The organism is Pseudomonas sp. KH_050, assembly GCF_057838875.1.
The window spans coordinates 1,657,421-1,679,266 of record NZ_CM174478.1 but is presented as its reverse complement, the minus strand read 5'-3'; the positions used below and the strand labels follow the sequence as shown (position 1 = coordinate 1,679,266).

The 21,846-nt window shown below is 60.0% G+C and carries 19 protein-coding genes and 4 tRNA genes; 4 read left to right on the top strand and 19 right to left on the bottom strand.

Annotation, left to right across the window (positions count from 1 at the left end; all coding sequences use genetic code 11):
* Nucleotides 1–20: 20 nt before the first annotated feature.
* The 12 genes from AC3IUA_RS07755 to AC3IUA_RS07700 all read right to left on the bottom strand — a co-directional run bounded on the left by AC3IUA_RS07755 (nucleotide 21) and on the right by AC3IUA_RS07700 (nucleotide 10,852).
* Nucleotides 21–1,007, bottom strand: coding sequence for a type II secretion system F family protein (locus AC3IUA_RS07755; protein ID WP_489359861.1), 987 nt, complete (start codon nucleotides 1,005–1,007; stop codon nucleotides 21–23).
* Nucleotides 1,004–2,443 (bottom strand): TadA family conjugal transfer-associated ATPase, encoded by a 1,440-nt coding sequence (locus tag AC3IUA_RS07750; protein ID WP_489359860.1) that lies wholly within the window; start codon nucleotides 2,441–2,443, stop codon nucleotides 1,004–1,006. The genes AC3IUA_RS07755 and AC3IUA_RS07750 overlap by 4 nt, the downstream gene beginning before the upstream one ends.
* 3 nt (nucleotides 2,444–2,446) lie before the next feature.
* Nucleotides 2,447–3,664 (bottom strand): AAA family ATPase, encoded by a 1,218-nt coding sequence (locus AC3IUA_RS07745; RefSeq protein WP_489359859.1) that lies wholly within the window; start codon nucleotides 3,662–3,664, stop codon nucleotides 2,447–2,449.
* Entirely contained in the window at nucleotides 3,658–4,161 is a 504-nt protein-coding gene (locus AC3IUA_RS07740) for a TadE/TadG family type IV pilus assembly protein (RefSeq protein WP_489359858.1), read from the bottom strand. The genes AC3IUA_RS07745 and AC3IUA_RS07740 overlap by 7 nt, the downstream gene beginning before the upstream one ends.
* On the bottom strand, nucleotides 4,161–4,634 hold the full coding sequence (locus tag AC3IUA_RS07735) for a TadE/TadG family type IV pilus assembly protein (RefSeq protein WP_489359857.1): 474 nt from the start codon (nucleotides 4,632–4,634) through the stop codon (nucleotides 4,161–4,163). The genes AC3IUA_RS07740 and AC3IUA_RS07735 overlap by 1 nt, the downstream gene beginning before the upstream one ends.
* Nucleotides 4,635–4,642: 8 nt before the next feature.
* Entirely contained in the window at nucleotides 4,643–5,974 is a 1,332-nt protein-coding gene (locus AC3IUA_RS07730; RefSeq protein WP_489359856.1) for a TadE/TadG family type IV pilus assembly protein, read from the bottom strand.
* 10 nt (nucleotides 5,975–5,984) lie between these two features.
* The gene (locus AC3IUA_RS07725) at nucleotides 5,985–6,257 is read right to left on the bottom strand and encodes a hypothetical protein (protein ID WP_489359855.1); all 273 of its coding nucleotides are present in this window, start codon (nucleotides 6,255–6,257) and stop codon (nucleotides 5,985–5,987) included.
* A gap of 15 nt (nucleotides 6,258–6,272) precedes the next feature.
* Entirely contained in the window at nucleotides 6,273–7,784 is a 1,512-nt protein-coding gene (locus tag AC3IUA_RS07720; protein ID WP_489359854.1) for a type II and III secretion system protein family protein, read from the bottom strand.
* A gap of 152 nt (nucleotides 7,785–7,936) precedes the next feature.
* Entirely contained in the window at nucleotides 7,937–8,755 is an 819-nt protein-coding gene (gene cpaB / locus AC3IUA_RS07715) for a Flp pilus assembly protein CpaB (protein ID WP_489359853.1), read from the bottom strand.
* A 12-nt stretch (nucleotides 8,756–8,767) separates the two neighbouring features.
* Nucleotides 8,768–10,090 (bottom strand): DUF8689 domain-containing protein, encoded by a 1,323-nt coding sequence (locus AC3IUA_RS07710; protein ID WP_489359852.1) that lies wholly within the window; start codon nucleotides 10,088–10,090, stop codon nucleotides 8,768–8,770.
* A 14-nt stretch (nucleotides 10,091–10,104) separates the two neighbouring features.
* On the bottom strand, nucleotides 10,105–10,614 hold the full coding sequence (locus AC3IUA_RS07705; protein ID WP_489359851.1) for an A24 family peptidase: 510 nt from the start codon (nucleotides 10,612–10,614) through the stop codon (nucleotides 10,105–10,107).
* Between the two features lie 49 nt (nucleotides 10,615–10,663).
* Entirely contained in the window at nucleotides 10,664–10,852 is a 189-nt protein-coding gene (locus AC3IUA_RS07700) for a Flp family type IVb pilin (RefSeq protein ID WP_489359850.1), read from the bottom strand.
* Nucleotides 10,853–11,278: 426 nt separating this feature from the next.
* Between AC3IUA_RS07700 and AC3IUA_RS07695 the strand changes: the two genes are divergently transcribed.
* A complete protein-coding gene (locus AC3IUA_RS07695; protein ID WP_489359849.1) occupies nucleotides 11,279–12,163 on the top strand; it encodes a helix-turn-helix domain-containing protein in 885 nt (294 codons plus the stop codon).
* Nucleotides 12,164–12,287: 124 nt separating this feature from the next.
* Here AC3IUA_RS07695 and AC3IUA_RS07690 read toward each other — a convergent pair.
* From AC3IUA_RS07690 to AC3IUA_RS07675, 4 genes are all read right to left on the bottom strand, one after another.
* Nucleotides 12,288–12,364 (bottom strand) — tRNA-Asp (locus AC3IUA_RS07690).
* Between the two features lie 19 nt (nucleotides 12,365–12,383).
* Nucleotides 12,384–12,459 (bottom strand) — tRNA-Val (locus AC3IUA_RS07685).
* Nucleotides 12,460–12,626: 167 nt separating this feature from the next.
* Nucleotides 12,627–12,703, bottom strand: a tRNA-Asp gene (locus AC3IUA_RS07680).
* A 19-nt stretch (nucleotides 12,704–12,722) separates the two neighbouring features.
* Nucleotides 12,723–12,798 (bottom strand) — tRNA-Val (locus tag AC3IUA_RS07675).
* A 162-nt stretch (nucleotides 12,799–12,960) separates the two neighbouring features.
* Here AC3IUA_RS07675 and rdgC point away from each other — a divergent pair.
* Entirely contained in the window at nucleotides 12,961–13,881 is a 921-nt protein-coding gene (rdgC, locus tag AC3IUA_RS07670; protein WP_489359848.1) for a recombination-associated protein RdgC, read from the top strand.
* Nucleotides 13,882–14,036: 155 nt separating this feature from the next.
* Nucleotides 14,037–14,351: a quaternary ammonium compound efflux SMR transporter SugE gene (sugE, locus tag AC3IUA_RS07665; RefSeq protein ID WP_489359847.1), complete on the top strand. Its 315-nt coding sequence runs from the start codon at nucleotides 14,037–14,039 to the stop codon at nucleotides 14,349–14,351.
* A 69-nt stretch (nucleotides 14,352–14,420) separates the two neighbouring features.
* Here the strand turns inward: sugE and AC3IUA_RS07660 are convergent, their stop codons facing one another.
* From AC3IUA_RS07660 to AC3IUA_RS07650, 3 genes are all read right to left on the bottom strand, one after another.
* Entirely contained in the window at nucleotides 14,421–16,295 is a 1,875-nt protein-coding gene (locus AC3IUA_RS07660) for an MFS transporter (RefSeq protein WP_489359846.1), read from the bottom strand.
* Nucleotides 16,296–16,378: 83 nt separating this feature from the next.
* A complete protein-coding gene (locus AC3IUA_RS07655) occupies nucleotides 16,379–17,530 on the bottom strand; it encodes a TDT family transporter (RefSeq protein WP_489359845.1) in 1,152 nt (383 codons plus the stop codon).
* A 130-nt stretch (nucleotides 17,531–17,660) separates the two neighbouring features.
* Nucleotides 17,661–17,972: a cupin domain-containing protein gene (locus AC3IUA_RS07650; RefSeq protein WP_489359844.1), complete on the bottom strand. Its 312-nt coding sequence runs from the start codon at nucleotides 17,970–17,972 to the stop codon at nucleotides 17,661–17,663.
* A 305-nt stretch (nucleotides 17,973–18,277) separates the two neighbouring features.
* Between AC3IUA_RS07650 and AC3IUA_RS07645 the strand changes: the two genes are divergently transcribed.
* A complete protein-coding gene (locus AC3IUA_RS07645) occupies nucleotides 18,278–21,748 on the top strand; it encodes a hybrid sensor histidine kinase/response regulator (protein ID WP_489359843.1) in 3,471 nt (1,156 codons plus the stop codon).
* Nucleotides 21,749–21,846: the final 98 nt, after the last annotated feature.

Genomic DNA, 21,846 nt, shown 5'->3' with positions numbered 1-21,846 from the left:
ACCCCCCTCGACAATGGCCTTCAAACCTGAATCCGGATGATTTTACGTATCCAGAAAATCCCGATCAGCATCGCAACAAAAGCCCCCATAATCAGCTTCTGACCCAAGGGTTCCTTGATGAGCATGGGCAGATAGTTCGGACTCGAGACTACAATCGCAACTGCCAGCACAAAGGGTATGGACACCAGTATCCAACCCGACATGCGCCCCTCGGCCGAGAGGGTCTTGACCTTGCGCTGAAAGCGGAAGCGTCCACGGATCAGGCTGCTCAAACGCTCCAGCACCTCGGTCAGGTTGCCACCGCTCTCGCGGTGGATCAGCACCGAGGTCACCAGCATCATCACGGTCATGCTCGGCATGCGCTCCAACAGGCCGAGCATGGCCCGGCGCACATCATTGCCGTAGTTGATATCCGCGAAGGTCAGGCCGAACTCCTCAGCCACCGGCCCCTTATGCTCCTCGGCCACCAGTTGCAGGGTCTCGTTGAACGGGTGCCCGGCCCGCAAGGCTCGGCACATCGCATCCAGGGCATCCGGCAGCCCCTCCTCGAACAGCGCGAAGCGCTTGCCGCGGTCGTGAGAAATCTTCAGCACCGGCAGCCAGAACACGGCCAGGGCCACCGGGACAGACACCCACCAGAGTTGCGTGAACATCCACAGCGCAATACCCGCCGCCGTCGCCAGGCTCAGCCCGAGCAAAAGCACCCGATAGGCGCGGTACTCATGCCCGGCTTGCTCAATCATCTGCGCCAGCGCCTCCATGGCCGGGAACTGCTCCAGGCGGGCCTCCAGCGGTGACAACCGGCGCAGGTATTTCTGCCGCAGCACCGTCTGCATGTTCGGCAGGTTACTGGCCCGCTCCAGCACTTGCAGGCGGCTGCGGATACGCTTGCGCACCTTGCCTGCCTCGCCGAACACCGGCACCACCAGCCCCTGGCTGAGGAGGAAGATGGCGGTGAACACCATGCCGAGGAACGCCAGGATCATTTCACTGGGGATCTGACTCATGATTGCGCCTCCATCCATTCCGGCCGAAACAGGTTGAGTGGCAGTTCGATCCCGCGTTTGCTCAGTACATCGCGGAAAGCGGGCACCATCCCGGTGGGCCGGAACTCGCCCAGTACTTCACCCTTCTCGCCCATGCCGCGGCGGACGAAAGCGAAGATCTCGGTCATGGTGATGATTTCACCTTCCATGCCATTGATCTCCTGCACGCTGGTCAGCCGTCGCGTGCCGTCCTCCTGACGCTCCAGCTGGATCACCACACCGATGGCCGAAGCAATCTGCTGGCGCAGGGCCTTGATCGGAAAGGTCGCCCCGGTCATCGACACCATGTTCTCGATCCGCCCCAGCGCATCGCGCGCGGTATTGGCGTGGATAGTGGTCAACGAGCCGTCGTGGCCAGTGTTCATCGCCGTCAGCATATCCAGGGCCTCGGCGCCGCGCACTTCACCGATCACGATGCGGTCCGGGCGCATCCGCAGGCTGTTGCGCACCAGTTCGCGCTGGCTCACCTCGCCCCGGCCTTCGATGTTCGCCGGACGGGTTTCCAGGCGCACCACATGGGGTTGCTGCAGCTGCAATTCGGCCGAGTCTTCGATGGTGACGATCCGCTCGTTATGCGGGATAAAACTGGACAGCACATTGAGCATGGTGGTCTTGCCACTGCCGGTACCGCCGGAGATCAACACGTTCAACCGCCCGCGGACGATCGCCTTGAGCACCAGGGCAATGGCCGGTGTCAGGGAGCCTGCCTGCACCAGGCTGTCGGTGTTGAGCAAATCCACCGCGAAGCGGCGGATCGACATGCTCGGCCCGTCGATGGCCAGGGGCGGGATGATCGCATTGACCCGCGAACCGTCCTTCAGCCGCGCGTCCACCAGTGGCGAGGATTCATCGATGCGCCGCCCCAGGCTGGAAACGATACGATCAATGATATTCAGCAAATGCTGATCGTCACGAAAACGCACATCGGTTCGCTGCAGCTTGCCAAAGCGCTCGACATACACCGAGGCAAACCCGTTGACCAGAATGTCCGACACACTGTGGTCGGCCAGCAGCGGCTCCAGCGGCCCGAGGCCGAGCACTTCATCGGTGATCTGCTTGATGATCAGCTGGCGGCTGATGGCACTCACCGGCGCCGAATGCTCGTCCAGCAAGCGCTGGCTGAGCTCACGGATCTGCCGCCCCGCCTCGGCCGGTTCCAGAGAATCGAGCATCGACAGGTCCATGACCTTGAGCAGCTGCTGATAAATCTTCTCCCGCCACTCGATCTCCATCGGGTTGAGCCTGGTTCGGGTCTCGTAGACCAGGTCCGGCACACCGGCCTCCCAAGCCATGGGGACGTTGGCACTGTCCTCGCCGTTGATCTGTGCTTGCTCCTGGTCTGCCGGAACATTCTTGCCGGACTGTTGACGCAGGCGATTACGGAATTCGCTGAGCATGGCTTACCCCCCGAAGAGGCGGCTAAAGGTACGTTTCAGCAAACCCTGCTCGCTGGTCTCGATCCCGATCAGATCCTGACTCAGCTCGCGCAGGGCGGAGGTGACCGCGGCACGCGGCGCATGGAGCCCCAGCGGTACGCCGGTGTTCTGGCTTTCACTGACCACCGCATAGTCGTTGGGTAGTTTCTGCAGATCCGTACAGCGCAGGGCTTCGGCAATGTCCTTGAGGCTGACCGGCGAGGCCTTGTTGTAACGGTTGACCACCACCTGCAGGCGATTACCCTGCAGCCCGAGGTCGTCACGCAGGATGCGCGTCAGGCGGGTGCCGTCCTTCAAATGGCTGAGACTTTGCTGCACCACGATGTAGACCCGGTCGGCCTGCTCCAGGGTGACGCCGGTGAGATGGTCGATCTGCCGCGGCAAATCCACCACCACCCAGTCATAGGTGCTGCGTGCCAGGCGCAGCAGGGTTTCCAACTGTTCCAGGCGCACATCCTGCGCCAGGAACAACTCTGCCGCACGCCCTCCGAGCACATGCAGGGTCGGACTGAAATGGCTGCAAAAGCCGCGCAAGGCGACGCTGTCCAACTCCTCGACCTGGCGCAGAACCTCCACGTGGCAGTGCGCCGGCAGCACATCCAGGCAGTGGGCCACGCTGCCGAACTGCAGGTCCAGATCCAGCAACAGGGTTCTGCCGCCACGGACGCTGAGCTGATGGGCCAGATTACAGGCGAGCATGGTAGCGCCCGAGCCACCCTTGGCGTTCATCACCGCAATCAGCTTGCCACCCGTGGCCTGCCCCGCTTGAGCCTCCATCAGCATACGGCCGAGTGCCGCTTGCAACTCCTCTGCCGCCACCGGCTCGGGCAGGAAGTCACGGGCTCCGGCCTGCATGGCCAGGCGTATGCCCTCGCGCTCGTCCAGTGGCCCACACACCAGCAGAGGTGGGCGCTCCTGCACCGGATGCTGCAACAAAGCCGCCAGCTCTTCGCGCCACAGGTGGCTGACGCGCAGCAACAGCAGGTCAGGCATCTTTTCCAGCCCATACAATGGATCGGTATGGCCGTTGCTCACCAGGCGTGTGCTCACCTGCAAGTTGGGCAGCCCCTGACTCAATGCTTTCAGATGGCTCAAAGCCTCGGCATCGCGACTGCTGATCAACAGGCTCAAGCCCTGCTTATGGGTAGAGGCGACAATGGGTGCTTCTCTGGTGCTCAACATGGCGTAATCTCCGGTACTACTCCCGCTTCGGCGTGACGGCCGAGGCTTTCGCGGGGCAAGGTCGAACTGAACGCAGGCAGGGTGAACACCCCACCGAACCCCGGGATAAGCAGATTGAAGTTGAAGTTGGCCACCCTCAACCGGACATAACGGACGGCGCGAAACCCATTAGCCCCAACGGGATCATTAGGGCTGGCCACCACCGCACCGTTCTCGTCCAGATAAGTCAGGCTCAGATCGGCCGTTTTCAGGTTATTGATCAAGCTGCTCGCGCCACTTTCATCGGCTGCATTGAAGATTGCCCGCTGCAAAATTCGCGGCTCGCTGATATCACACACCGCCGCCAGACGAGCACCGCGGCGCACGGTTTCATTCAGCGCATTGACGGTGAAATACAACCGGCCAAATTCCAGCACGCCGAACAGCAGAACGAAAAACAGCAGGCCGACAATGGCGAACTCCACCACATACACCCCACGCATACGCTTGATGTTCATCACAAGGCCCTCATCACGACTGTCGAGGTCAAGGCAATGCCGAGCGGCACGCTACTGCCATAAAACCCAGGCAACACGCTGCCAATCACCGGCCGGAAGGTGTAAGTGATGCTCACCTGCACATGGCCGGTACCGGTTATATCCGTGACCGAGACATCGCCGGTGGTCAACCCCGGCACCACTGGGGAGGCACCACTGACAGTGGCAGGCGTGCCATAGACGGCCAGGTTCCTGGTCCTGGATTGCAGATCGTCGCTCAGCTCGACCTTGCCAAGGGTAGCGTTCCATGCCTCGCCGGCGACGAAACGTCCGGCATCGCGGCAGGCCTGTGTCAGGCTGTTGTACTGAAATAGCAGCCGGCCAAACTCGCCGAGCGCGAACAGCAGCAACAGCAACAGCGGCAGAGCAATGGCAAACTCCACCATCGCCAGGCCACGTTGGGCCTGCGGCCGCTTGAATCCACGACGTACCATGCGACCTCCTATGAGTCGGTGCTCGGTGTCCGGTTGTTATCGATATAGGTCTTGTACAGCTGAATAATCTGCGGGCCTGTGTCATTCACAGGATTGGGGCCGGGCACGCTGTCGCCCTCGCACTCTTTGACGAACTGGCCGTAGATCTCCGACTCACCGCCCTTTTGAGTCATCGGCTGCAGCACGAAGAAGCAGCCGAAGCCGAGCACCGGTATCGAGGACGTCCCGCCATCCGTGCCACTGCACTGACCGACCACGATCTTCAGCATGCGCCGTTCGAACACACCATTGGCCTGACAACCGCCACCACCGCCGACACAGGCGGCAGAATCCTGCACCCAGTTGTTGTAATCGAACAAGGGTTCGCTGGCGGTGGAGAGGTTGCCGTTAGTGGAGGTGACCGGCTGATTGTCATACTCGATCCGCGCATTGTTGTATTCAAGCGGCTTCGGGTTGGAAGTGATCACCAGGTCCGGCGGATAGTCCGGGGCTTTGAGGCCGCCTGAATATTCGCCGAAGCGCGTATTCAGGCCGTGAACGGCAGGCCCCACGGTATTGCCCGGCTTGGTCTGGACAGTCGAGCCGACGTTGTTGCACTGATGGATCCCGCCCGCCAGCCCTTCTTCAATAGCTTTGCCACCGGAACCAAAATCGAGCAGTTGGAAATTGCCAGGGCCAATCGGGTCGTTATTTTTTGCCGCGGTTTTCAACAACTGCAGATCACCGAAGTGATAACCCCAGATATTCCCGGTGCTCGGGCTGTACTGAGCGGGATCGCCGCAGACCATCAGCGGCGCGAGATCACAAGGGCTGGTCGGGCTGGGGCCGGCGGTGGCGATGGCTGCCACGGCCTTGTTCGGGGAGTCGCCATTACCTACCGCTTGCAAAATGCCCCAGAAAAACCCGGTCAGGGGGTAGTTCGGTACCGATACTCGTACATAACTCGCATCCGCCGGCCCCGGGAAGGAGAACGGCCCGTAGACGCTGTTGGCCATTTCCACCGTGGCGAAACCGGCGAGATTGGTGCCGATTGCACTAGCCAGCTCTTTGTTGCCTGTAGCACTGGCATTACGCGTCAGGGTATCCCTCGCCGCATCCCGCGCCAGGCTGGCCGCGCCCGCCGCGCCGGACACCTTGCTCAGCGTCTTGGCACCACTCAGCGCCGCCGCATCCACCGCATTTTGCAGCCGTGTCTTGTTCACCAGCATATGGCCGCCGTCCAGCGCCAAAGCGCCCATCAGCAAGATAGCCGCCAAGGCAATCACGACCAGCACTATCACCGCACCCCGCTGACGTTTCGGCAACGCGGTGAACGGCCGTTGGATTCGGGGTTTCATCATCAAGCCCTCATTATTTACCGAAATTGATCTGAATCGGCTGGGCGACCTGGGCCGCATTGCCGATCTTGCCGTGATAGCCGTCCATCACCTTCTCGCTCAAGTAGCCATCGCCGCCGGTGAGCGACACGTCCGTACCCGGGTTGGCCGCCCGCTCCTTGTCGGCGATCTGCTGATAGTGGGTCTGGTAGACGCTGTAACCCAGCGGGCCGACCCGTCCTTCCTCGTAAGTCATGCAGCCGGACAGCGCTGCCAGTAGCAAGCAAAGGGGCAAGATGGTTTTCATGGTCGCGGTCTCCGCTTAGTTGAGGTCATGGCCAAAACTGCCTTCGCTGACCCCGAGACTGACGGGGACCCGACGGCCGGGCTCACTGCCCTTGGATTTACCAAGCAGGTAGAAGTCCAGATCACTCGGTTCGACGAATTTCTCGGTGGGCAGGCGCACGGTCCTGGCGTCCACCGGCTTGGCCAGGTGAGGCGTCACCAGGATCACCAGTTCGGTTTCACCATTGATGAACTGCTGACTGCGGAACAGCGTCCCCAGCACCGGGACATCACCCAGGCCCGGGAAGCGGCTGACGAAATCGCGGGTGTTTTCACTGATCAAACCCGCGATGGCGATGGTCTGGCCATTGCCCAGTTCGACAGTGGACTGGGCGCTGCGCTTGGTCAGCGAAGGAATGACCTGGGTGACCCCATTTCCCAGAACGCTGTTCAGGCCGGTATCCAGCACCAGTGAGTTGACATTCGAGAGCTCGCTCACCGAGACATTCAGGTTAAGGTTGATGCGTCCGGAATCGAGCACCACCGGAAGAAACTTCACCCCGACCCCGAACTCCTTGTACTCGATGGTGATGCCGTCATCCTCGGTAATCGGCACCGGGAACTCACCACCGGAAATGAACTCTGCCTGCTGCCCGCTAAGGGTGGTCAGGGTCGGCTCCGCCAAGACCTTGGCCGAACCATTATCCTTGGACGCCTCCAGCACCACGTTGAAGAGGAAGTCGCTTGAGAGAAACTGGGCGAAGATGCCTTTGCCACCACCGATGAGCGAGCCGGGTGGCAGCACCACGCCACCGCCGGGGCTCAGGCCCAGGCCCTCGCCACCGTTGAAACCGCCGCCGGACCAGGGCGAGCCGAACCCCAGGGCGTTGAAGCGCACATCGAGGGTCTTGACCAGGCTGCGCTGCATCTCGGCCACCTTGACCTCGAGCATGACTTGCTGGCTGCCGCCGATGCTCAGCAGGTTGATCACCTCCAGCGTCTGGGTCGGCGCCGCCACCGCGGCCGCCCCCTCACCTTGCACCACGCTCGAGGTTTGTGCGGTATAGGTCTTGGCCAGCTTTACCGCGCTGTCCATGGCCGCTGCGCTGGAGACCTGGCCCCGCAGCACCAGAGCACCCTGGGCGCTGAACACCTCGATATGCTCGTTGGGCAGCAACTGATGCAGCCGGGTCTTGAGGCCATCAATGTCATGCACCACTTCAAGATCAAGGGTTTCAATCAGACGGTTGCTGCTATCCCATAGCAGCACATTGGTGCTGCCCAGAGAACGACCGAGCAGGTAGAGCTGAGTCGGGCTGGAGATAAGGATGTCGGCGATTTCCGGGTTGCCGACCGAGACTTTCTTCACCGGTGAGCGTGTACTGATCACCCGCGACTTGTAGATCGGCACCTGAACGTTGCTGGCATTCGTCCCATGCATGGACCTCACATCCGAAAACCGCTCGGCTGCCTGCGCCGCGGCCAGCAACAACAACGATGCGCCCAACGTGTACAGCGCGTATGCCCCAAGCCTCTGGAAGATAGCCATGTCGTACTCCTTTGATTGTTATGTCGCTTGCCTGCTTATCGTCTGTAGGGAGTTATTCGCCCGTCAGTACGATGCATCGTCCTGCCCCCAAACTCTTCGAAGCCCCGCGAGGCCGTGCGCAGCGCAATGCCGCTACAATTGCGCCGGATAACTTAAAACCGGGTGTTCACCACATCGATCTTGGTGCCACGAATCAGGGTGACGCTGCTGCTGCCACCGCTACGACGTACCACCGGTTTGGCAGCGGGTGGCGCAGCCTTGACCAAAGCAACCGGGGCAACCGCCGCAACCGGCTCGGCGATCAGCGGTTTTTTCTGGTTATCCAGCGGATTTCGCAGGGCCAGTTGCAGCTTTCCATCGGTCATTGCCTTGACCAGGGTTTCCGCCTGTTTCGGACTCATCTCCAGGGTCACCGCGCGCACGACCACCGGCTGGGTCTTGTCAGTGCTGGCAGTCTGGTCCACCGCCAGTACCCGCAAATCCTCGAGAATGGTTTTGGCCTCGGCATTGCTGTTGTTGCCATTCGCCTGTTTCGTGGCCAGCACGTCGACCCGATTACCCGGTAACAGGAACCCCCCCACGCCGACCACATCGTCGACTCGCACCGATATGGCACGTTTGTTGGGTTCGATCAGCGAGGCCAGGGTGCTGCCACCGAGGTGCTCGGCCAGGCGCGCGCCGCGCAGGATGTCGCCCTGCAGCATGGAGAACGTGGCGATCTTGCCCACCACCTTCTCGGTGGCATCGAAGGCATCCTCCGGTACCGTATCCTTGGGCATGCGCACCAGCGTGACCTGCTGGGCCTCGACCATCTGCCCGAAAGAAATCTCCACCGTGGCCACCACCACGTTTTGCAGGTCGTCGTCGGAGCTGGCATTGAGCCGTGCGCTCAACCAGTTGTTGGCCATGAATGCGGCGCCCAGGCCCAGGATCAGGGACAGGGCAATCAGGGTGAGCGTACGAGAACTCATGTCTGTATCTCCTTATCCAAGAAAGTCGAGCTGGACGAAGTAGTTGTGCCAGGCCCATTCCAGCTCCTGCGGCGACAACGGCCCGGAGCCGCCCAGGTAACGCTGGCGGTCCAGCGCCATGCTCAACAGGTCGCGGGGGTGGCAAGGAACCAGGGGCATGCTTTGCGATTCGTACAACTCCTGCAGCACATGACGCAGCAGCAGCGGGTCATGTGGGATGCCCAGCCGCTCGGACTCCTGGCGCCAGATGCGTTCGTATTCGTCGGGTTTCAGGTAGCCGAATTGCAGCTTGTAGCCAATTCGCCGCAGGAACGCCTCATCGGCCAGCTCCAACGGGTTGAGGTTGGTGGAGAACACCAGGATCAGGTCGAACGGCAGCTCGCAGTGGCGCCCACCGCCGAGGTTGAGGAAGTCGCGCTTCTCCTCCATCGGCACGATCCAGCGATTCAACAGCTCGGCCGGGGCCATGCGCTGGCGACCCAGGTCGTCGATGATGAACAGGCCATTACTGGCCTTGAGTTGCAAGGGGGCCTGATACTGGCGGGTGGAGGGGTCGTAGCGAACGTCAAGCTGCTCCATGCCCAATTCACCCCCAGTGATGATGACCGGTCGTTTACAGCTGAGTAGTCGACGATCGATCCCTTCATTGAGCAGCAAACTATTGAGTTGTTCGTCAGCATCCAGACGCTGGTGGACCTGGGGATCGAAGATCTCGATCACCGCTTCGTTGATCGCGATGGCATAGGGCACCCAGATCGCTTCGGCAAACAGCCGGATCAAGCGGCTGCTGATATAAGTCTTGCCGGTACCCGCCGGCCCGTAAATCATCACCGCGCGGCCGGAATTCATCGCCACGCCCAGTTGGTCGAGCATGTTTTCGGCGAGTACCACCGAGCCGAAGGCAGCATGCATGTCACGCTCGCTGATGCGCCCATGGTGGATGGTTTGCGCCCTGAGCAGGGCGCGATAGGCGCTTACCGGGTAGGGGGCCGCGCCGATATAGCCGCTGCGCGACAGGGCATCCCGGGCGGCGCTGCGGCCACGCTCCGTCAGGCCGTAGCGTAGGGTCTGGCCACCGACCTGGCCGAGAACCTCGACCCGGCCGTCCTTGCGCAGGAACGTCAGAACCTCTTCCAGTACCGCACCGGTCAGCGCCAGGCGCTCCACCAGTCGCGGCATGTCCAGCACGCCGGCATCGTGCAGATGCTTGCAGACCAGATCACCGAGAAGGTTGTCTGCCAGGCCGGTCTCAAGGACAGTGCGCGGCTGCGGAGCGAGTCGCTGCACCGCTTCCCGTTCGCCGGGGTAGCCGCTGCTGTCGCTGATGGCGTACATAGTGATCTCCCGAACTACTGGCCGAAGGGCAGCCAGAAGGCACTGGTCAAAGTGCCTAGCAAAATTGCGATGGCGTAAGGGAAGCGTTGCCGGGCGGCATCATCGGCTTCCGGCTGGATATAGGTACGTAGACTTGCCATCGCCCAATACCTTTGAATAAAACGGCCCAACTGTTTTTTGTAGAGCAGAACCAAAACCCCTAGAACGCCACCGACAATCAACGTTAAAGCTGCCGCCCAAAAGGCGGCTACAGGTCCGAGAAAACTTCCCGCCATAGCCATTAACTTGACATCTCCTGCAGCCATTCCAGCAAAAGCGTAAAGCGGTAGGAAAATCACTAAACCGACTGCCAGCCCAATCAGCCAAACTGTCACTCCGGAGAAACCGTAAAGCCAACCCTGAATAACTGCCGAGCTGATCAAACCAGCTAAAACCAGAATATTGGAGATCCGGTGAGTTCTTAGATCAGTGATCACCGCGACCCCGAGAAAAATCAGAACGGAGGTGCTTAACAAAATGTCCATACAAGCCACCTCCGTTTTGCCGCGAAAGACAATACTAAAACTGTCAACCTTAAGGCTTAGGCGTAACTGTGGTCGCCAATTTAGTAATCGTTGCTCCCACTTGCGTGCCAAGCGACGTAAAGGCCACAACCACCGCCAAAGAAATAAGCCCACCGGCCACGGCATACTCCACGACGGTCAAACCATCTTCGTCTTTAACGAATTTCAGCACCGAAGTCTTGATCGATTGGATATTCATTTTGCTCACCTCACTGGAATGTTGTTTTTTCAAGGGCGGGTGCTGAATGCACTGCCTGGTTCAAACCTTAGTCAGGGGGGCAACAAATGGGTTAGGAGGTTTTTGCCTATCGCTAGGACTTTTTTGCTGTCATTGCCAGCACAACAAAAACACTAAGGGCACCGCCTGAGGCAGTAACGGAAAGCGTAATAAAGGGAATAACTTACGAATGATTTTGCAACTTATTCGCAAGCGACGAGCGGTCGATCCGAGGCAGATCGAAAAAAACTGTAAAGCCCCCGTAACATCGGCTCTCCCCGCCACATAGATCGAAATAAAACTATTTATTATTTTGTTATATGAATTTGATCTTTCAAGTGATGGCGAAATGACAATACTGGTGAACGAGGTAGAGAACAACGAAGCACGGAACGCGAGGTCAAGAAAATGCAGTCTGCCTCAGCCAGAAAACCATATCTTTTATGGCTCGATCTCACTCGTGATCGATCGGCCGAAGAATTGATCGCACAATTCCGCTCAGCCTGCGATTGCCGGCTGACCAAAGAATCCGCCTTGCTCAAGCAGGATTATGGCCAACAACAACCGGACATGATCTGCATACATTTTGATCGTCCCGACGTGCAGGGCCTTAGCCTGTTGCTGGAGATCAAACGCATCTTGCCTTCGGTGCCTATTACCATGTTCACCGTGCAGCACTCGGAAGAGCTCGCTGTGTGGGCCATGCGTTCCCGTGTGTGGGAATACATGGTGCTGCCCCTTTCGGGCACCGAGAAGAGCCGCTTCCTGCATGCCCTGGCGCAGCTCTGCGAGCTGCGCCGCAACTCTGGTTTCCACCCCAGGAAGCCGCACATCGAACACGGCCCTTCCCTGCCCGAGAGTATTCGGCTGACCGCGGAACACCAGAAGCACCATGCACTCAATAAGGTGCTGCTGTACATCGACCAACATTTTCAGGAGAGCATCGACCAGAAGGAACTGGCGAAGCGCTGCGGTATGACAACATTCCGCTTCAGTCGCCTGTTCAAGGAAGTGAATGGTCTTGGGTATATGGACTACATTCTGAGCAAACGCATGGACTACGCCAGGGAGCTGCTCGACAACAGCCAGATGCCCATCACCAGCATCGGCTATGAGGTCGGTTTCAAGGACCCTTCCTACTTCGCTCGGGCCTTCAAGCAGTTCGCCGGTTGCACGCCCAGCGAATACCGCCAGACGCGCCGTTGCGGGGCGCCTGTAACAGCAATAGAAACCGTATTGAATGTGATTCCGCCAGAGGTAATCGACAGCCTGCAACGTTGCCTCGAGGCCTGACGCGCCCGATCTGGAAACCTCAGGATCATCCGCGGACAAGAAGCCAAATTCCAGACAGCAAAAAGCCCGCACAAGGCGGGCTTTCTGTGGTGACCTGGCGTTCAGCGTTCCAGGTTACCGAATATGGCGCAGCGGACGGGACTCGAACCCGCGACCCCCGGCGTGACAGGCCGGTATTCTAACCGACTGAACTACCGCTGCGCGTAACACTTGAAGCGAATGGTGGGTGATGACGGGATCGAACCGCCGACCCTCTGCTTGTAAGGCAGATGCTCTCCCAGCTGAGCTAATCACCCTTCACTTTCGGTGTAGGCGCATTCTCTCACAAAAATTCATAACGTGCTGATTTAAATAAAAAAATATTCAAATTAGCTAAAATCTTGCAAAAGCCGGACAGCAAAAAGCCCGCACTAGGCGGGCTTTCTGTGGTGACCTGGCGTTCAGCGTTCCAGGTTACCGAATATGGCGCAGCGGACGGGACTCGAACCCGCGACCCCCGGCGTGACAGGCCGGTATTCTAACCGACTGAACTACCGCTGCGCGTAACACTTGAAGCGAATGGTGGGTGATGACGGGATCGAACCGCCGACCCTCTGCTTGTAAGGCAGATGCTCTCCCAGCTGAGCTAATCACCCTTCACTTTCGGTGTGGCGCGCATTCTACGGAGCGCCAGGTACTCTGGCAAGCACTTTTTAAAATAATTTTTTCATGCCTTCCAAAGGCTTAGCTAAGGGTTGGCCTATTACGCTTCGAAGAGAATAATGCCCTCCTTTTGCCTATAAGGAGAGATTCACCCCATGTGGTTCAAAAACCTGCTTATCTATCGCCTGACCCAAGATCTGCCTTTTGATGCTGAGGCGCTGGAAACCGCACTGGCCACCAAACAGGCGCGTCCATGTGCAAGCCAGGAGTTGACCACCTACGGTTTCGTCGCGCCGTTCGGCAAAGGCGAAGATGCACCTCTGGTGCATGTCAGCCAGGATTTCCTGCTGATCGCCGCGCGCAAGGAAGAACGTATTCTGCCGGGCAGCGTCGTGCGTGACGCCCTGAAGGAAAAGGTCGAAGAGATCGAAGCCGAGCAAATGCGCAAGGTCTACAAGAAGGAGCGCGATCAGCTCAAGGATGAAATCATCCAGGCTTTCCTGCCCCGCGCCTTTATTCGTCGTTCGGCGACTTTCGCCGCCATCGCGCCAAAACAGGGCCTGATTCTGGTCAACGCCTCCAGCCCGAAGCGTGCCGAAGACCTGCTGTCGACCCTGCGTGAAGTGATCGGCTCGTTGCCGGTTCGTCCGTTGACCGTGAAAGTCGCCCCAAGCGCAACCATGACCGACTGGGTAAAAACCCAAAAGGCTGCCGACAGTTTCTTTGTCCTCGACGAATGCGAACTGCGCGACACCCACGAAGATGGCGGCATCGTCCGTTGCAAACGTCAGGACCTGACCAGCGACGAAATCCAGCTGCACCTGAGCACCGGTAAAGTGGTGACCCAGCTATCCCTGGCCTGGCAGGACAAACTGTCTTTCGTGCTCGACGACAAGATGGTGGTCAAGCGCCTGAAGTTCGAAGACCTGCTGCAGGATCAGGCGGAACAGGACGGCGGCGACGAGGCCCTCGGCCAGCAGGACGCCAGCTTCACCCTGATGATGCTGACCTTCGGCGAGTTCCTCCCGCAACTGTTCGAAGCCCTGGGCGGCGAAGAGACTCCGCAGGGGATCTAAGGTCGGACACTGCTCAAGTGCAGGTATTGAGCAATCCAGGAGAACTTGATCCCCAGGTTAATATTGGGCACTATATTGCCCATCGCGAGGACGACCTCGCGGCTCGATCGAGTCATTAATCTGGGGACGACCCCGTCATTCGATGGAGGTCTTCCATGTCCTGGATCATTCTGTTTTTTGCCGGCCTGTTCGAAGTCGGCTGGGCCGTCGGCCTGAAATACACCGACGGGTTCAGCCGCCCTCTGCCCACCATCCTGACCGTTAGCGCCATGGTGATCAGCCTTGGCCTGCTCGGCCTGGCCATGAAAGAGCTGCCGCTGGGCACCGCTTATGCAATCTGGACCGGGGTCGGTGCGGTCGGCACGGTGATCGCCGGGATCATTCTGTTTGGTGAGTCGATGGCGCTGTTTCGGCTGGCCAGCGTGGCGTTTATTATTGCCGGCCTGGTTGGGCTCAAGGTCAGCGCTTAGGCCACTGCCACTATCGCGAGCAAGTCGGGCGATCCGACTTGCTCGCGATAGGGCCCGCACAAGCACCACCTATCTAACCGCCCCCCGCAACTCCCCAACCAAAGCCTGCAACTTCGCAGGCTCCGCCACCTCGGTCGCCACCGCCGGCCCCGCCACCAGCGTCACCCGCGACCACAGTCGACGAAACGGCCCCTTGCCTGGATCGCGACTGAAGAAACTCCCCCACAGCCCCTGCAAGGCCAATGGAATCACCGGCACCGGTGTTTCTTCGAGAATCCGCGTCAGTCCGCCCTTGAACTCATTGAGCTCGCCATCGGCGGTCAACTTGCCTTCCGGGAAAATACACACCAGTTCGCCGTCTTTCAGGTACTGGGCGATTCTCTTGAAGGCGCGTTCGTAGATCTGGATATCTTCCTGGCGCCCGGCAATCGGGATGGTCCCGGCGGTGCGAAAGATGAAGTTCAGCACGGGCAGGTTGTAGATCTTGTAATACATCACGAAGCGAATCGGCCGACGTACCGCGCCGCCAATCAGCAAGGCGTCGACAAACGACACATGGTTGCAAACCAGCAGCGCCGCGCCTTCGTCAGGGATCAGATCCAGATTGCGATGCTCGACGCGGTACATGGAATGGCTGAGCAGCCAGATCATGAAGCGCATGCTGAACTCGGGAACGATCTTGAAGATGTAGGCGTTCACCGCGATGTTCAGCAGCGACACCGCGAGGAACAACTGCGGGATCGACAGCTTGGCCAGGCTCAACAAAACGATCGAGACAATCGCTGAGATCACCATGAACAAGGCATTGAGGATGTTGTTCGCGGCGATGACCCGCGCCCTTTCATTTTCCACGGTCCGCGACTGAATCAGCGCGTACAGCGGCACGATATAGAAACCACCGAAAATGCCCAGGCCGAGGATATCGATCAACACCCACCAGGCCGGGCCGCTGCTGAGCACGGCGATCCAGTCGTTGGCCTGGACGTTCTGCGCGATGCCGCCGGAGTGCCACCACAACAGCAGGCCAAACACCGTCAGGCCGAACGAGCCGAAGGGGACCAGACCAATCTCCACTTTGCGTCCAGAGAGTTTTTCGCAGAGCATCGAGCCGGTCGCGATGCCCACCGAGAACACCGTAAGAATCAGCGTCACCACGGTTTCATCGCCATACAGCCATTCTTTGGCGTAGGCCGGAATCTGCGTCAGATAAATCGCCCCGACAAACCAGAACCACGAGTTGCCGATTATCGAACGGGACACCGCGGGTGTCTGCCCCAGGCCCAGGCGCAAGGTGGCCCAGGACTGGCTGAAGATGTTCCAGTTCAGGCGCATCTGCGGAGTAGCCGCTGCTGCCCGGGGTATGCCGCAACTGGCCAGATAACCCAGCACCGCGACAGCGACGATTGCGGTGGAGACGATGGGTGCGTAATGACTGGAGGACATCATGATCCCGGCACCGATGGTCCCAGCCAGGATCGCCAGGAAGGTGCCCATTTCCACCAGACCGTTGCCGCCTACCAGCTCCTCTTCGCGCAATGCCTGGGGCAGGATCGAGTACTTCACCGGGCCGAACAGCGCCGAGTGAGTCCCCATGGCGAACAGCGCCACCAGCATCAACCACAGGTGATCGAACATAAAGCCCAACGCACCGACCGCCATGATCACGATTTCACCGAGCTTGATCAGGCGGATCAACCTGTCCTTGGCGAACTTCTCGCCAAATTGCCCGGCCAGGGCCGAGAACAGAAAGAACGGCAGGATGAACAGCAACGCGCAGAGGTTGACCCAGATCGAGCGGTCCCCCTCGATCGTCAGCTTGTACAGAATGGCAAGGATCAGCGACTGCTTGAAAATATTGTCATTGAACGCCCCAAGGGACTGGGTCACAAAAAACGGCAGGAAACGCCGTTTGCGAAGCAAGGTGAATTGCGAGGGGTGACTCATCTTCCATGTCCCTGAGTGGCTTGGATGCTGTTATTGGAATATCGATCTTCGATCCAGGCCACAACCTTACCTAAACTTCGCCGTTATTTTGTTAATCCTGCAATACAAGGTGAAACAAACAGCTCCCCTCGATAAGCACCCTGCACGGTTCGTATTGAGACAATCAGCCAGAGGAGCGTCAATGCCGCCACCAGAACGCTGCCAAAAACACTGAAAAACGTCAGGTTCAGGGTGCTGGCCAGCTTTAGCGTGGCCAGCGAATAAACGCCCAGCGGGAAGGTAAAGCCCCACCAGCCAAGGTTGAAGGGGATCCCCTCCCGCAGGTAACGCAGGGTTATCAGCAGCGCGCTCAGCAGCCACCAGAGCCCGAACCCCCACAGCGTGATCCCGGCCACCAAGCCCAGGCCAGCGGCTATTTCGCCGATGCCTGGCAACCCATTGACGGCGAAGATGGCCGGCGCATCCGCGCCCAGCAGCAACATACCCAGCGCTCCGGTGCCAATCGGCCCCAGGGCCAGCCAGCTCGAAGCGGCCATGCTCTCGTGGGGCAGTTTATGCAGGGCCATGCGCAGCAATAAGATAGTCAGAATGCTGAAGGCCACCGGCAGCGAAAACGCCCACAGCACATAGCTGGTGACCACAACCACCAGCTGCGCATGGGCATCCGGCAGATGCGGCGCCAGCAAACCGCCACTGACGGCGGCGACTTCCGCGGCCACCACCGGCAGCAGCCAGACCGCCGTCATCTGGTCGATGCTGTGTTCCTGACGGGTGAACATCAAGTAGGGAATCAATACCCCGCAAGCCAGCGACATGACTACATCCAGCCACCACAGCACCTCGGCCAGTTGCACCACGCCCTCCCCCCAGCGTGGCACGCCGAATAGCAGAAAGCCGTTGATGATAGTCGCCAGGCCCATGGGGATGGTGCCGAAAAACATCGACACCGTGGAATGCCCGAAAATTCGTCGCGCCTCGTCGAAGAACAGCAGCCAACGGGCGGCATAGAGGCCACAGAACAACACGAACAGCAGAATATTGAATAGCCACAAGCCCTCGGCAACGGCCTGCAGGCCGGGACTCTGGACCGGCAGTTGGGCCAGGGCCAACGCCAACACACCGGTGCCCATGGTCGCGGCGAACCAGTTGGGGGTGAAATGTCGGATAGCTTCTCGCGGGTGCTGCAAATGGCTCAATGGCCGCAAGCCGGGTCTGACGCTGTTGGTGCATGTCATGCTGAACTCCTGTCCTCTGCGTGAGGTGGAGTTCATGGTAGAACCAGGTCAAATATCTATATAACGGGTAATATCTCTAACTGTTATCTGTTTAACAGATATATGACCTGGTGGCGTTACAGCCAGCTCACTAAACACTGCCCTGCGATTCGACCACCAGAATCCGCGCCGCGCCCAGCGGATGGGCGACATGCTCGGTGCCGACACCGGCATAAAAAATATCGCCCACCTCGAGCAAGGCAACCTGCTCCACCCCATCCTTGCGATAGTGCATCCGTACTTGCCCATCCAGCACCACGAAGACTTCCTGGCCATCGTTGGTGTGCCATTGATAGGGTTGGTCGGTCCAGTGCAGCCGCGTAGTAATGCCGTTCATGTTGGCGATAGCCAGCGCTGCCCAGGCGTGGGTGCCGGTGAAGGATTTACTGCGAATGATCTTCATGGGGAATCCTGTCCTTTACCTGGAGTCTGGGCCCTCGCGCGCTTGAGACCAAGGCTGCAGTGCCAACAATGCCACAGCCCGCACATTTTCCCCCGGCTCAATGGGTCACGGATGACCGGCAGCCGCACACACCTCCGCCGGCCGCTGCAACATCAAGCCCAACAACACCCCGAGGGCCATCCAACTGATGCCCCCTGCGACACCCGGCCGCGCTGAGACCTTGGTCGACACTGACGAATCCCGGCCATCATGCGAGACTGTCTGACCGGGCTGAATTGCCCGGGCGTCTTTTGTCTGGAGTTTCCATGTCGCTGTCCAGCGGGCTGATTGCCGCCGTCGCCCTGGCCTATATGGCCATCCTGTTCGCCATCGCCTTCTATGGCGACCGTCGCAGTGCGCCGTTGCCACCGCGGGTGCGTGCCTGGGTCTATAGCCTGTCGCTGGCCGTCTATTGCACCAGCTGGACCTTCTTCGGCGCGGTGGGCCAGGCCGCCGAACAACTCTGGTCATTTCTGCCGATCTACCTGGGGCCGATTCTGTTGCTGGTGCTGGCGCCGTGGGTGCTGCAAAAGATGGTGATGATCAGCAAGCAGGAGAACATCACCTCCATCGCCGACTTCATCGCCGCCCGTTATGGCAAATCGCAGTCGCTGGCGGTGGTCGTCGCGCTGATCTGCCTGGTCGGGGTCCTGCCTTACATTGCCCTGCAACTCAAAGGCATCGTGCTGGGCGTGAACCTGCTGATCGGTGCCGGTGCCGATGCCATGGGTACCCGCGCCCAGGACACGGCGCTGATCGTTTCGCTGGTCCTGGCGCTGTTCACCATCGTTTTCGGTACCCGCAACCTCGATGCCACCGAACACCACCGCGGCATGGTGCTGGCAATCGCCTTCGAATCGCTGGTCAAGTTGTTCGCCTTTCTGGCGGTCGGCGCCTTTGTCACCTATGGCTTGTACGACGGCTTCGACGACCTGTTCGATCAGGCCATGCTCGCGCCGCGCCTGGAGCAGTATTGGAAAGAAACCATCAACTGGCCGTCCATGGTGGTGCAGACCGGCGTCGCGATGATGGCGATCATCTGCCTGCCACGGCAATTTCACGTCACGGTGGTAGAAAACATCGATCCGCAGGACCTGCGCCTGGCCAAGTGGGTGTTCCCTGCCTACCTGGCACTGGCCGCACTGTTTGTGGTGCCGATCGCCCTGGCCGGACAGATGATGTTGCCCAGTTCGGTGTTGCCCGACTCCTTCGTGATCAGCCTGCCGCTGGCGCAGTCCCACCCGGCGCTGGCGCTGCTGGCGTTTATCGGCGGCGCGTCGGCGGCCACCGGAATGGTGATTGTCGCCAGCGTGGCACTCTCGACCATGGTCTCCAACGACATGCTGCTGCCATGGCTGCTGCGGCGCAAAAACGCCGAGCGTCCGTTCGAAGTGTTCCGTTACTGGATGCTCTCGGTACGCCGGGTGAGCATCGTGGTGATCCTGTTGCTGGCCTACGTCAGCTATCGTCTGCTCGGCTCTACCGCGAGCCTTGCGACCATCGGCCAGATCGCCTTTGCCGCGGTCACCCAGCTGGCGCCGGCAATGCTGGGTGCGCTGTACTGGAAACAGGCGAACCGCCGTGGGGTGTTTGCCGGCCTCGCCACCGGGACCTTCCTCTGGTTCTACACCCTGATCCTGCCGATTGCCGCCAACAGCCTCGGCTGGTCGCTGAGCAGTTTTCCCGGCTTGACCTGGCTGCACGGCAATCCACTGAACCTGCCCATCACCCCGCTGACCCAGGGCGTGGTGCTGTCACTGGCGGGTAACTTCACGCTATTCGCCTGGGTTTCGGTGCTGTCGCGCACCCGGGTCTCCGAGCACTGGCAGGCCGGACGTTTTATCGGTCAGGAAATCAGCGCGCGCCCCGGTTCGCGCTCGATGCTGGCGGTACAGATCAATGACCTGCTCGCCCTGGCGGCGCGCTTTGTCGGTGAAGAACGGGCGCGCCAGAGCTTTATCCGCTTCGCCTATCGCCAGGGCAAAGGCTTCAACCCGAACCAGAATGCCGATGGCGAGTGGATCGCCCACACCGAGCGTCTACTGGCCGGTGTCCTGGGTGCATCCTCGACCCGCGCGGTGGTGAAAGCCGCCATCGAAGGCCGGGAGATGCAGCTTGAAGACGTGGTAAAGATCGCCGACGAAGCCTCGGAGGTGTTGCAGTTCAACCGCGCCCTGTTGCAAGGCGCGATCGAGAACATTACCCAGGGCATCAGCGTGGTCGACCAATCGCTCAAGCTGGTGGCCTGGAATCGACGTTATCTGGAGCTGTTCAACTATCCGGACGGGCTGATCAGCGTTGGTCGACCGATTGCCGACATCATTCGCTACAACGCCGAGCGTGGCCTCTGCGGCCCCGGTGAAGCCGAGGTGCACGTGGCCCGACGCCTGCACTGGATGCGTCAAGGCCGGGCGCACACCTCTGAACGTTTGTTCCCCAACGGCCGAGTGATCGAGCTGATCGGCAATCCGATGCCGGGCGGCGGCTTCGTCATGAGTTTTACCGACATTACCGCGTTCCGCGAAGCCGAAAAGGCGCTGACCGATGCCAACGAAGGGCTGGAGCAACGGGTCACCGCGCGCACCCATGAGTTGTCGCAACTGAACGTCGCCCTGACCGAGGCCAAGGGCAACGCAGAGTTGGCCAACCAGTCGAAAACCCGTTTCCTCGCCGCGGTCAGCCACGACTTGATGCAGCCGTTGAATGCCGCCCGGCTGTTCTCCGCCGCCCTCTCCCATCAAGAAGACGGGCTTTGCGCCGAAGCGCAGCAGTTGGTGCATCACCTGGACAGTTCGCTGCGGTCGGCCGAAGACCTGATCAGCGATCTGCTGGACATGTCGCGCCTGGAAAACGGCATGATCAACCCGGATCCCAAGCCGTTTGTCCTCAATGAATTGTTCGATGCCCTCGGTGCCGAGTTCAAGGCCCTGGCCCAGGAGCAAGGCACTAGGTTTCGCCTGCGCGGCAGCCATTTGCGGGTCAACAGCGATATCAAGCTGCTGCGGCGGATTCTGCAGAACTTCCTGACCAACGCCTTTCGTTATGCCAAAGGCCCGGTGCTGCTGGGCGTGCGACGCCGCAACGGGCAACTGTGCCTGGAAGTCTGGGATCGCGGACCGGGCATTGCGGAAGACAAACGCCGGGTGATCTTTGAAGAGTTCAAACGCCTGGACAGCCACCAGACTCGCGCAGAGAAAGGCCTGGGCCTGGGCCTGGCCATTGCCGACGGGCTTTGCCGGGTACTGGGGCATCAATTGCAGGTACGCTCATGGCCGGGCAAGGGCAGCGTGTTCAGCGTCAGCTTGCCGCTGGCTCACGCACAAGTCAGCGTCCCGGCCAAGGTCGCCGAGCACAACGGTCAACCGTTGAGCGGCGCGCAAGTACTGTGTATCGACAACGAGGATAGCATCCTGATCGGCATGAATAGCCTGCTGACGCGCTGGGGTTGCCGGGTCTGGACCGCGCGCAACCGGAATGAATGCGCAGCGCTGCTCGGTGAAGGCATTCGCCCGCAGCTGGCACTGGTGGACTACCACCTGGATGACGGTGAGACCGGGACCGGCTTGATGGCCTGGCTGCGCACCGAACTCGGCGAGCCGGTGCCGGGGGTGGTGATCAGCGCCGATGGCCGACCGGACATGGTCGCCGAGGTCCATGCGGCGGGCCTGGATTATCTGGCCAAACCGGTGAAACCGGCGGCGTTGAGGGCGTTGTTGAATCGGCATTTGCCGTTGTAAATCTTCAGCGTGGATGAGACCGCTAAAGATCGCAGCCTACGGCAGCTCCTACGGGATTTGCGTTCATTCAGGGTGACCGCGGAGCCTTTGTAGGAGCT